At 72.9% G+C, this 11464-nt stretch carries 11 protein-coding genes and 1 pseudogene; 4 read left to right on the top strand and 8 right to left on the bottom strand.

Translation table 11 applies throughout. The features are described from left to right. Positions 1-685: pseudogene (locus tag E1266_RS30125) on the top strand (stress protein); the annotation flags it as partial. An 18-nt stretch (positions 686-703) separates the two neighbouring features. Here E1266_RS30125 and E1266_RS30120 read toward each other — a convergent pair. The 3 genes from E1266_RS30120 to E1266_RS30110 all read right to left on the bottom strand — a co-directional run bounded on the left by E1266_RS30120 (position 704) and on the right by E1266_RS30110 (position 3117). After that, the gene (locus E1266_RS30120) at positions 704-1336 is read right to left on the bottom strand and encodes an endonuclease (protein WP_132052781.1); all 633 of its coding nucleotides are present in this window, start codon (positions 1334-1336) and stop codon (positions 704-706) included. A gap of 69 nt (positions 1337-1405) precedes the next feature. Next, positions 1406-2155: a ribonuclease HII gene (locus E1266_RS30115; protein WP_132052785.1), complete on the bottom strand. Its 750-nt coding sequence runs from the start codon at positions 2153-2155 to the stop codon at positions 1406-1408. A 53-nt stretch (positions 2156-2208) separates the two neighbouring features. Next, positions 2209-3117, bottom strand: coding sequence for a haloalkane dehalogenase (locus E1266_RS30110; RefSeq protein WP_132052779.1), 909 nt, complete (start codon positions 3115-3117; stop codon positions 2209-2211). A 155-nt stretch (positions 3118-3272) separates the two neighbouring features. Between E1266_RS30110 and E1266_RS30105 the strand changes: the two genes are divergently transcribed. The 3 genes from E1266_RS30105 to E1266_RS30095 are packed head-to-tail and all read left to right on the top strand — an operon-like array spanning position 3273 to position 7796. Then, positions 3273-5891 (top strand): AAA family ATPase, encoded by a 2619-nt coding sequence (locus E1266_RS30105; protein WP_132052777.1) that lies wholly within the window; start codon positions 3273-3275, stop codon positions 5889-5891. 36 nt (positions 5892-5927) lie between these two features. Further along, positions 5928-7037 (top strand): winged helix DNA-binding domain-containing protein, encoded by a 1110-nt coding sequence (locus E1266_RS30100; protein WP_132052775.1) that lies wholly within the window; start codon positions 5928-5930, stop codon positions 7035-7037. 54 nt (positions 7038-7091) lie between these two features. After that, positions 7092-7796 (top strand): histidine phosphatase family protein, encoded by a 705-nt coding sequence (locus E1266_RS30095; RefSeq protein WP_132052773.1) that lies wholly within the window; start codon positions 7092-7094, stop codon positions 7794-7796. Here E1266_RS30095 and E1266_RS30090 read toward each other — a convergent pair. Genes E1266_RS30090 through E1266_RS30070 form a run of 5 tightly spaced genes read right to left on the bottom strand, consistent with a single transcriptional unit; the run spans position 7793 to position 10920 of the window. After that, positions 7793-8641, bottom strand: a complete 849-nt coding sequence (locus tag E1266_RS30090) for a biotin-dependent carboxyltransferase family protein (RefSeq protein WP_132052771.1) — start codon at positions 8639-8641, stop codon at positions 7793-7795. The genes E1266_RS30095 and E1266_RS30090 overlap by 4 nt on opposite strands. Then, positions 8638-9252 carry a 5-oxoprolinase subunit PxpB gene (gene pxpB, locus E1266_RS30085; RefSeq protein WP_132052769.1) on the bottom strand — a complete coding sequence of 205 codons (615 nt, stop codon included), beginning with the start codon at positions 9250-9252 and terminating at the stop codon, positions 8638-8640. The genes E1266_RS30090 and pxpB overlap by 4 nt, the downstream gene beginning before the upstream one ends. Beyond that, complete coding sequence (locus E1266_RS30080; protein WP_132052767.1) at positions 9249-10001, bottom strand: 5-oxoprolinase subunit PxpA; 753 nt, start codon at positions 9999-10001, stop codon at positions 9249-9251. Before E1266_RS30080 ends, pxpB begins: the two co-directional genes overlap by 4 nt. Positions 10002-10048: 47 nt before the next feature. After that, a complete protein-coding gene (locus E1266_RS30075) occupies positions 10049-10417 on the bottom strand; it encodes a hypothetical protein (RefSeq protein WP_347876756.1) in 369 nt (122 codons plus the stop codon). Beyond that, the gene (locus E1266_RS30070; protein WP_132052765.1) at positions 10414-10920 is read right to left on the bottom strand and encodes a hypothetical protein; all 507 of its coding nucleotides are present in this window, start codon (positions 10918-10920) and stop codon (positions 10414-10416) included. The genes E1266_RS30075 and E1266_RS30070 overlap by 4 nt, the downstream gene beginning before the upstream one ends. Between the last annotated feature and the right edge of the window lie 544 nt (positions 10921-11464).

Below are 11464 nucleotides of genomic sequence, written 5' to 3'. Positions count from 1 at the left end.
GCCCCCGCCCGGCCAGTACGCGCCTCCGCCGCCGCCGCCCCAGCAGCAGCCGGGCGGGACCGTCTCGCTGACCAAGAGCGCGCCGTCGGTCTCCCTGACCAAGCACGGCGCGACGTCCGGTCACATGCGGGTCAACCTCAACTGGAGCGCCCGGGAGGGCGCGGCCAAGGGGTTCCTCGGCAAGCGCCGCCGCGGCGTCGACCTCGACCTCGACCTGTGCTGCCTCTGGGAGCTCCGGGACGGCCGCAAGGGCATCATCCACGCGCTCGGCGACATGGGCGCCCTCGACCGCCCGCCCTACATCAAGCTCGACAAGGACGACCGCACGGGCGCGATCGCGACGGGCGAGAACCTTCACATCAACCTCGACCACACCGCCGACTTCAAGCGGATCCTGGTCTTCGCCGAGATCTACGACGGCGCCGACGACTTCCGCGGCCTGGACGCGATCGCCACGCTGTTCCCGGTGGGCGCGCCGCCGATCGAGATGCGCATGGACGACTGCGTCGACGCGTCGCGGGACGCGGTCCTGGCGCTCATCGAGAACGTGGGCGGTGAACTGGTCGTCCGCCGTGAGGGCCGGTTCGTGCTGCCGCCTCCCGGCCGTCCGCGCTGGGGGAAGATGACGGTCGACCAGGCGTACAACTGGAACCTGGAGTGGGTCGCCGCCCGCGGTAAGGACTGAGGTGAGGGGCCCGCGGCTTCAGGCGGCCTTCACGGCGTCGGCCAGTTTCTTGTCGCGGGCCACCCGCACCAGCGCGGCGGTCAGCCGGGCGAGGTCCTTGTCGGGCACCTGCGCGGCGAGTTCGCCGGCGTCGGTGGGAAGGCCGAGCCGTTCGGCGCCCTTCTTCACCTGGCCGTCGACGTAGGGGCGGAGCCACGGCCAGATGGCCTGGGCCTCGCGGCAGAAGATGTCCACGCCGGTGGGGCCGATGCCGGGGAACTCCTGCAGTAGCTCGGCCGCCTTCTTGGGGTCGCGCTCGGCTTCGATGGCGAGGCGCCTGAGGTCGCCCTTGTACTTGTCCTGGACGATCTCGGCCATGTCTCCCAGGCGGGACGCGGTGCTCTCGTCGTAGCGCACGTAGCGGCCGCGTCCGAGCGCGTCGACGCGTTCCTGCCAGGTCAGCCTGCTCATCCCGCGCGGCGTCCCGCCCCCGGCCTCGAACAGCTCGCGCGCCGCCGAGAGGGCGATGTCCGAGGGGATGCGGGCGCTCAGCAGGTTGGTGAGGACCAGGAGCTTGAACAGCGCGGCCGGCTGGTCCTTCAGGGGGATGCCGACCTCCTCGGCGAACGTCCCGCCCGCCTCGTGCAGGAGCTTCTTGACGACGGTGTCCATGGCATGTACCTCCCGCAGTCGCGCTACCCGAGTCGGCCGCGATGACTCACGCGGGTGCGCCGACTCCGGTCATAGGAGGCTGAGCTGCCCTTCGCCTGCCAGCGGGTCGCGGTGCTTCTTCAGATGCCGCCAGCGTGGAAGGTCGTCCAGGTAGGACCAGGACATCCTGTGGTGCGGTGTGGGCCCGAACTCCTCCAGGGCCTTCTGGTGGGTGGGCGACGGGTATCCGGCGCTGTCCGCGAACCCGTAACCGAGGTGCTCGCCGTCCAGCTCGGCCATCAGCCGGTCGCGATGGACCTTCGCCAGGACGGAGGCTGCCGCGACCGTGACCGACCTCTGGTCGGCCTTGACCTCGCACCGCACCCGCCAGGGCCGGCTGAGGAAATCGTGCTTGCCGTCCAGGATGACCACGTCGGGCGGGAGCGGCAGCGACTCCAGCGCGCGGACGGCGGCGCGCCGCAGCGCCTCGGTCATGCCGACCTCGTCGATCTCCTCGGGACCGGACGCGGCGATCGCGTGCCCGGCGAGCCAGCCGGGCAGCACCTCGGCGAACGACTCGCGGTGGTCCTCGGTGAGCAGCTTGGAGTCGGTCAGCCCGATCACCCTCTTGCCCCGGCCTTGCAGGACGGGCGGCGGGCTCAGGTCGGTGACCGCCGCGCACACGACGACCGGGCCGGCCCAGGCGCCGCGGCCGACCTCGTCCACCCCGGCGATCCTGATGGGACGACCCCTCCCGGACGGCGCGGCCCGAAGCTCGTCTTCTATCTCGTAGCCCGCGACACGTGAGGCGACGACGGTGTCCGCCGGGGCGGGGTCCAGGCCGGGCAGGGCATGGGTGGAGTCGGCCAAGGGGTCTCCTTAGGAGGGACTGCTCAGAACCGTATGAACGCCGCGATCGCGTGGCCGAGCCGTTCTCCGGCGTCCTCCTGCAGGAAATGCCCGGCGCCCTCGATCGTAGGGTGCTCGATGCCCTGCGCACCTGGAATCAGCTGCTTGAACAGCGGTGCCATCGCGCCGGTGATGGGGTCCTGGTCGCTGAAGGCCACGAGGAACGGCTTGTCCCACGCGCGCAGAACGTCCCAGGCGTCGCGGTTGGGCTGCGCCTCGGGATCGTCGGGGTCGGCCGGGACGAGGCCGGGCATGGCGCGCGGGCCCGCCTTGAACGACTCGTCGGGGAACGGCGCGTCGTAGGCGGCGCGGACGTCGTCGGGGAGCGTCGTGCGGCACCCGGAGGCCACGCTGCGCGCGACGTCGAACTCGGGGGCGGTGCGGACCGACTGCCGGAACTTCAGCCACGTCTCCGGCATCGGGAAGTCGCCCGTGGGGAGCCCTGTGTTGGCCGTGACGATCCTCGCGAACCGTTCCGGATGGGCGGTGGCCAGGCGCAGTCCGATGAGGCCGCCCCAGTCCTGCCCGACGAGGGTCACGTCCTTGAGGTCGAGGGCGTCGAACACGAGGGAGCGCGTCCACTCGATGTGGCGGGCGTAGGTGTGGTCGCCGATCTCGGTGGGCTTGTCCGACCGGCCGAACCCCACCAGGTCGGGTACGACCACCCGCAGCCCTGCGTCCGCCAGGACGGGCATGACGTGCCGGTAGAGGAAGGACCAGCTCGGCTCACCGTGCAGGCACAGGACCACCGGGCCGTCGGACGGCCCTGTCTCCACATAGGCCATGCGCAGCGTGCCGTCGCCGCCGGCTGCGGGCACCTCGGCGTAGCGCGGCACGTACGGGAAGTCGGGAAGGTCGCTGAAACGCTCATCGGGCGTGCGCAGGATCCGCATGCCGCCCATCATGCCGAACTTCGTTCGGCCGGGACGAAACTCCAGGTCCCGGGTCGGAGGCGCGCACCGGCCCCCACCCGGGCGAGTCATGGGGAGTCAACGAACCGGGCGCGGGGAGTCCCGTTCCGGGCGGTCCTGCGCTTTACTCGCTTCTGATGGCTTTGTTCGGCAGCTCGCGCTCCCGCCCGGCGAAGGACGCCGCGGCACGGGATCTCTTCGAGCGCCTCCGGTGGAGGTACTTCCAGATCACCCCGGGCGTCCGGTTCCTCGGCGGGGTGCTGCTGACCGCGCTCGCGGTGACGGTCGCGGTGGTGGTGGACGGCCCGATCCTCATCGCCGCCGCCGGCAGCGTGCTCGCCGTCATCGTCGTCCACCTGACGCTGCGCTCGCCGACGGCGATGGCGGTCGTCGCGGTGCTCGCGTCCTGGGCGGCGCTGTCGGTGCCGTTGGGCGGCCTCTACCCGGATGAGGCGCGCCCCCTTTACCTTGAGCCGGCGCTGCTCCTGGCGGTGCTCGCCCTCCCGGTGGCGGTGGCGGCGTTCCGGCTGCGCGGATACACGCCGTGGCGGACCGCGCTGCTCGCCCTGGGCGCCGCCGGGCTGGTGACGGCGGCCGTCGCCCAGCTGATGCCGGAGGCGAGCGTGGCGCCCGGCTGGGTCGCGGCACTCGGCGTCCTCGCCTACCGGTGGGATCAGGCGCGGCGCGCGGTGCCCGCGGAGGCGTACGAGACCGGCTGGGTCCAGGAGCAGGCCGGCCCGCGCGGGGACGCCGCGGCCGGGCCGCGCAGGAGCCCGTCCGGCGCCGACAGGCGCTCCCGGCCCGACCGGACCGAGAAGGGCGACCGGGGGAGCCGCTTCGGCAGGCCCGACCGGCGCGGCGGCGAGGACGAGGCGTCCGCGCCGCCGGCCGCGCCCGCGATGCCCGAGCAGCGGGCACCCGAAGCGCGCGTCGGCGAGCAGCGCGCCGCGGCGCAGGCGGTCGGCGCGGGTGACGCCGAGCGCGCCGCTCCGCCCGAGCCACGGCGGGAGCAGGTGCCGGAGATCTCCGTGGCCGAGGCGCTCGCCGAGCTGGAGGGCATGATCGGGCTGGAGCCGGTCAAGCGGCAGGTCCGCTCCATCGCCGCGTCCATCGAGGCCGCGCACATGCGCGCGGCGGCCGGGGTGCCGACGGAGAAGCCGATGCGGCATTTCGTGTTCGTCGGGCCGTCCGGGACGGGCAAGACGACCGTGGCGCGCGTCCTCGCCAAGATCTTCTACGCGTTCGGGCTGCTCCCCGAGCGGACGGTGGTCGAGGCGCACCGCGCCGACCTCGTCGGGGAGTTCCTCGGCGCCACGGCCATCAAGACCAACCGGCTCGTCGACTCCGCCCTGGGCGGGATGCTGTTCATCGACGAGGCGTACAGCCTGGCCAACTCCGCCGAAGGGCAGCCCGACCGGTTCGGTGACGAGGCCGTGCAGACGCTGCTCAAGCGCGCCGAGGACGACCGCGACAACCTGGTGATCATCCTCGCGGGCTACGACGCGCAGATGGCCGAGTTCCTCGACTCCAACCCCGGCCTCGCCTCGCGGTTCGGGACGCGCGTGCATTTCCCGTCGTACCGTCCGTCCGAGCTGCTGCGCATCGCCGACTACCACACCGGGCTCCGGGAGGACCGCCTCGATCCGGAGGCGCGGCGGCGGCTCGCCGCGCGCTTCGAGGAGATCGAACGGCGCGGCATCGTCGACGAACTCGGCAACGGGCGGTTCGTCCGGACGCTGACCGAGGCCGCCGCCCGCGCCCGGGACGTGCGGGTGGTCGGCGCCGTCGCCGCGTCCGGCGGGCCCGCCGAACCCAGCGCCGACGACCTGGTCACCCTGCGCGCCGAGGACGTGGAGGCCGCGTTCGCCGAGGTCACCGAGCGGTACCGCGGGTACGCCGAGACGCCGACGCTGGACGAGGCCCTCGGCTCCCTCGACGCGATGATCGGGCTGGAACCGGTGAAGCGGCAGGTCCGCGAGATCGCCGCGCAGCTCCAGGTCGCCCGGATGCGGGAGGAGCAGGGCCTGGTCACCCGCCCGCCGACCCGCCACTTCGTGTTCACCGGGCCGCCCGGCACCGGCAAGACCACTGTCGCGCGCGTGCTCGGCCGCATCTTCGCCGCGTCCGGGCTCCTCGCCCGTCCCGAGGTGGTCGAGGCACAGCGCGCCGACCTCGTCGGTGAGCATCTCGGTGCGACGGCCTTGAAGACGAACAAGGTGGTCGATTCAGCGCTCGGCGGCGTCCTGTTCATCGACGAGGCGTACTCGCTGAGCAACTCCGGCTACTCCGGAGGGGACGCGTTCGGTGCGGAGGCGGTGCAGACCCTGCTCAAGCGGGCCGAGGACGACCGGGATCGCCTCGTCGTCGTCCTCGCCGGCTACGAGGCCGACATGGGCCGCTTCCTGTCATCGAACCCTGGGCTCGCCTCCAGGTTCGACGTGCGCGTCGACTTCCCGTCCTACGGGCCGGACGAACTCCTCCGCATCGCCCAGCTCATCGCCGAGGAAGGCGGCGACCAGTGGGAGGAGCGCGCCCTGGACGATCTCGCCCTGGTCTTCCAGCGCGTCTGCGGCGCCGGCCTGATCGACGAACTGGGCAACGGCCGCTTCGCCCGCTCCATGTACGAGAAGGCGAGCGCGTGCCGGGCGCTGCGGGCCGCGCAGCTCGGCGACGCCGCCACCGCCGCCGACCTCACGCTCCTGACGACCGACGACGTCCGCGACGCGTTCGCCGACCTCGCCCACCGCCTGGCGTGAGGGCGCTCCGTCGGCGGCATGAGCTGTAATCGGACCATGACATCGGTGACGTGGGCGCAGGTGCTCGCCTGGCGGATGCGGCGGCAGTTCGTCGAACGGCCCGCCGACGAGCCGGCGGAGGAGGTGGCGCGGCGCCTGGCCGGAGTGCAGGCGCAGGTCGCGTCGGCGGCGGAACTCGCCGTCGCGGTCCGGCAGGCGCGCCCGCGGCAGGCCCGGGCGGGCCGGGCCGATGTGGCCCGGGCCCTGTTCGATGACCGAAGCCTCGTCAAGACGTGGGCGATGCGCGGGACGCTGCATCTGATGCCCGCCGACGAGGTCGCCGCCTACCTCGTGCTGTGCGGAGCCGCGCGCCACTGGGAGAAGCCCAGCTGGCAGAAGACGTTCGGGGCCACGCCCGCCGACCTGGAGGCGATCGCCGGCGCGGCGACGGAGGCTCTCGCGGGCGGCGCGGCGCTCACCCGTGAGGAGCTGACCTCGGCCGTCGTCGAACGGACCGGCTCGCGGCACCTCGCGGAGGTCCTCGGTTCCGGATGGGGCACGCTCCTCAAGCCGCTGGCCTGGTGGGGCGTCCTCTGCCACGGGCCTGCGCAGGGCACGCGCGTGACGTTCACCGCCCCGGAGCGCTGGCTCCCCGGCTGGAGGGGCCTGCCCGCGGTGGAGGACGCCGCCCGGACGGTGATCCGGGCGTTCCTGGGCGCGCACGGGCCCGCGACCCCCGACATGTTCGACAACTGGCTGATGCGCAAGCTCAACCGCAAGAAGGACGTCAAAGCCTGGTTCGCCGCCGCCGAGGACGACCTCGCCACCATCGAGGTGGACGGCGTCGAGATGTACGTGCTGCGGGAGCAGCGTGACGAACTCGTGGCCACCGAGCCCAGCACGTCCGTCCGGTTGCTGGGTGCGTTCGACCAGTACGTCCTTGGGGCCGGAACGTCCGCGACTTACTTGGTACCCGCGGAACGTCGTAAAGAGGTGAGCCGCGCTGCGGGCTGGATCTCACCGGTCGTCCTGTACGAGGGCCGTGTCGCGGGTGTGTGGGAGGCCAAGGACGGTGACGTGGTCGTGAAGCCGTTCGAGGACATCCCCGTTGCTCAGCTCAAGGACGAGACAGACCGCCTCAGGGCGCTGCTGGACTCCAAGGGGTAGCCCACGGCGGTCCCGGGGCGTTGACCTCCGGAGCGTTCATCTAAGGTGCCGTTCGTGGATGAGCGAGACGAGCGAGATGAGCCGGTCGAGTTCGGGCAGAAGCGGTACAGGCCGCCGGACGGCGCCGCCGAGATCCTGCTGATCAGGCACGGCTCCTCCGAGGCCGCCCGCGTCGACCGGCCGTTCCCGCTCGTGGACGGCCACGGCGACCCCGACCTCGCGCCAGAGGGACGTGAACAGGCCGAGCGGGTCTGCGAACGGCTCGCTGACGAGCACCTCGACGCCCTCTACGTGACGCCCCTGCGCCGTACGTCGCAGACCGCGGCGCCTCTGGCGCGCCGACTCGGGATGGAACCGCTCGTAGAGCCCGGCCTGCGCGAGGTGCACCTGGGCGAATGGGAAGGCGGGCTGTTCCGCAAGATGGTCGCCGAGAACACGCCGGTGGTGCAGCGGATGTTCACCGAGGAGCGCTGGGACGTCATCCCGGGGGCGGAGAACGACGAAGCCTTCGCGCGACGCGTCGCCGAGAGCCTCGCGCGGCTCGCCACGGCGCACGCGGGCGGCCGGATCGCGGTGTTCACCCACGGGGGCGTCATCGCGCAGGCGCTCGCCGCCGCGACCGGATCGAGGCCGTTCGCGTTCCTGGCACCGGACAACGCGTCGATCTCCCGGCTGGTGAGCCTCGGCGGGCTGTCGTCCGTCCGCGGGTTCAACGACATCTCCCACCTGGACTGGTCCGCTCCCGAACCCCTGACCTAGACGCGGAAGCGGAGACGCTGGCCGGGGCGCAGCTGCGCGGCGTCCGCGATGGCCGACGACGCGAGTACGGCGACGACGGGGTAGCCGCCGGTCGTCGGGTGGTCCGCCAGGAAGATGATGGGCAGCCCACTGGGCGGAACCTGGAGCGCACCGGTGACCATGCCCTCGCTGCCGAGTTCGCCGTCGCGCGCGCGTACGAGAGGCGGACCCTCCAGCCGTACGCCCACGCGGTTGCTCTCAGGGGACACCTCGTAGAGCGTGGAGGTGAGCGTGGCCATCGCCTCGTCGGTGAACCAGTCGTCCCTTGGGCCTGGCCTGATGTGCAGGACCGGCGTCTCCGGCATGAGGGGCGTGGGCGCCACGTCCACGGTGATGTCGTCCAGCCCCTCGGTGGAGCCGAGTGGGATGCGGTCACCGGGCGACAGGGGTGCAGGGCCGAGGCCGGACAGTAGGTCGCAGGAACGACTCCCCAAGACCTCCTCGACCACGACGCCACCGCGGACGGCGAGATAGCTGCGAAGCCCCGACGGCGGCGTGCCGAACTCGACCAGCGCACCGTCCGGGACATGGGCAGGCGCATGTGTGCCTTGCGCGCAGCCGTTGATGCGGAGCGGTGCCGGTGCTCCGGTGACCGCGATCCAGGCGTGCCGGTGGAACCGCAGTGCCGCCCCGCCGAGGGTGAGCTCGACCCCCGCCGCGCCCTCGGGATTGCCCACTAGCCGGTTGGCCAGCCGGAACGCGCGCCCGTCGGCGGCACCGGAGCACGGGACGCCCAGATGCGCCCGGCCGGGCCGCCCGAGATCCTGGACGGTCGCCAGCGGCCCCGGCCGGACCACCTCGATCACGGGGACTCCCGGGGAACGAACCGGACGCGCATGCCCGGCCGGAGCAGCGACGGCGGGTCGCGCGTCACGTCCCAGAGCCGCAGCTCGCTGCGGCCCAGCAGCCGCCAGCCGCCCGGTGAGGCGGACGGGTAGACGGCCGCGTACCGGTCCGCGATCGCCACCGAACCGGCCGGCACGGACGTGCGGGGCGACGCGCGCCGCGCCACCCGCAGCGCCGGGTCCAGGCCCGTCAGGTAGCCGAAGCCGGGGGAGAAGCCGAGGTAGGCGACCGTGTACGTCGCGGCGCAGTGCCGGCGGACGACCTCGCCGGGGGACAGCCCGGTGAGGTCGGCGACCTCGTCCAGGTCCGCCCCGTCGTAGGTCACCGGGATCTCCACCGGCTCCGCGTCGCCCCCGGCGTCGTCCGGCAGCCGCAGCCGCCTGAGGCGCTCCGCGAGACGGCCGAGGTCGGCGGCCGGTTCGGCGACGACCAGGACGGTGCGCTCCCCTGGGACGACGTCCACGACGCCGGGCAGCGGCTCGTCGCGGAGCGCCGCGTTCAGCCGGTGCGCGGTCGCGAGGTCCGCGGCCTCCACGAGCAGGGCCGCGTCCCCGGCCCGTACGACCTTCACGCGAACGGCTCCAGCATGACCCCGGCGTCGGACAGCGCCGACCGGACGGCGCGGGCGAGGACCGCCGCCCCCGGAGTGTCGCCGTGCACGCAGATCGAACGCGCCTTCAGCGCGACCATGGCGCCGTCCACCGCCACGACGGTTCCGTCCACGGCCATCTGGACGGCCCGGCTGACCACCGTCCCCTCGTCGTGGATGACGGCCCCCGGCTCCCTTCGGGACAAGAGCGCGCCGGTCGGCGTGTAGGCGCGGTCGGCGAAGCACTCGGTGACGACGGTGAGCCCCTCGGCGACGTCGTGCACGGCAGAACCGGGAAGCGTCAGCAGCGGCAGCGACGGATCGTACGTCCGTATCGCGTCCACGACCGCCTGCGCCTGTACGGGATCACGGGCGACCCGGTTGTAGAGGGCCCCGTGCGGCTTGACGTAGGCCACACGCCCGCCCTCCGCGCGCGCTATGCCGTCCAGCGCGGCGAGCTGGTAGAGGATCTCGGCGGTCAGCTCCGGGGCGGCCACGTCCATCTCGCGGCGTCCGAACCCGGCCAGATCCCGGTACGACACCTGAGCGCCGATGGTCACCCCGCGCTCGACGGCGGCGGCGCACACCCGCCGCATGATCAGCGGGTCGCCCGCGTGGAAGCCGCACGCCACGTTCGCGCTCGTGAGCACGTCCAGCAGCGCGATGTCGTCACCCAGCTCCCAAATGCCGAAACCTTCACCGAGGTCAGCATTGATGTCGATGACCGCCATGCTTAAGACCTATCACCGAACAAGCCGGTTCAACCCGCCACGGCGCCTCAGACGGTCTCCTCGTGCACGTCCTCGACCTCGTTCATGGACGCCCACGCCTGGTACACGCCGCGGTCGAACAGCTCCAGCCCGAGCCGTTCCGCCACCGGCGCCTTGCCGCCGCTGTACTCCACGCGCAACCAGCCGTCGTGCTCGCCCAGCACCACGAAAGGCTCACCGCGCCAGGTGCAGTGCGTCGTGACGTAGTGGAGGTGGTCCACGTCCGACAGCGGCACCACGTGGATGAACCGGGTGGAGGTGACCTGCTTGAAGCCGTCGGTGTGCCGCGAGGCGTACAGCCGCACCCGGTCACCGTCCGGGCTCGCCTCGTACTCGGTGCCGCGCCAGCGCGCGTAGAAGCCGTGCCGGATGCTCACGCCCGCCCTCCCGGTCCGCCGGGCAGCTTCACCAGCCAGCGGCGCAGGTCGGCGTCGTACCCGGCCACCAGCCGCTCCTTGCCGTCCGCGGCGATGCGGTACAGCTCGGCGCCGTGCGGCAGCCGCTGGCTCTCGATCTTGAATTCGGGGATGGCGGGACCGTCGCCGGGGGCGTACCCCGACCCGGGGAACGGCGCCTTCTCGATCACCCATCCGCCGGGGATGATCCCCATGCTCCACTCGTCGATCCCGCCGAGCGGCCGCCGGAACAGCGGCGGCTTCACCGCCGGCCACCGGATCACGTGGATCTCCTCGCTCATGGGCGTGAAAGGGGAGCCCTCGTAGATGAGCCCGAGGGCGCGGATCAAGGCGCCGGGCGTGGTCAGGTCCCGGACGTCGTGGAACCGGTGCACGTATCCGGCGACGAGGTCGTAGCCGCCCTCCAGGTAATGCGGGACATGCTCTGGCCGCACCACCTTCTGCATCACCACGACCTTGGGCACGCCCTCGGCCTGTGCCTGGCCCCTCTGGGCCGGCCCCGTGGCCTCGGACGGACGCTGCCGTTGCGGCGCGGGCGCCTCCCGCGTGTCGCCGGCGTCTCTTCTGCGTCCACGTCCGGCGACGGGGATGTCCTGTATGCGCGTCCGCTGCCCGTGCCCTGGCCCGGCCGGTGCTCCCGGCACGTCCGCTGTGACGCTTCGCTGAGGAACGCCGGGCGCCGAGTCGGGTCTGTTCTGCGTGGGGGTGGGTGCCGCCTGGGTTGCCGCAGGCTTGTCCTTGCGGGGGGCTGCGGGCACGTCCGGCGGGGCGGTGCGGCTCGGTGCGGTGGCCCTCGGCGGCGCGACGGGGGCCGCGTGAGGGGTGGGGACCGTCTCCGCGGCCTCGCGTCGGCCGGCGGCGGGCATGACTGGCAGGCCGTGCGGGTCGACCGGCGTCTCGCGCGCCGCCCTCGACGCGGCATTCGAGGCACTGCTCGACGCGCCGCTCGACGCCGCGCGCGGCGCGTCGAGCAGCGACTGCCGGCGCGGGGGCCCGAACACTCGCTCG

Origin of the sequence: Actinomadura sp. 7K534 (assembly GCF_004348575.1) — a bacterium.
In the GTDB taxonomy this organism is placed as follows: domain Bacteria; phylum Actinomycetota; class Actinomycetes; order Streptosporangiales; family Streptosporangiaceae; genus Spirillospora; species Spirillospora livida.
This window is presented reverse-complemented; position numbering and strand designations above follow the sequence as displayed.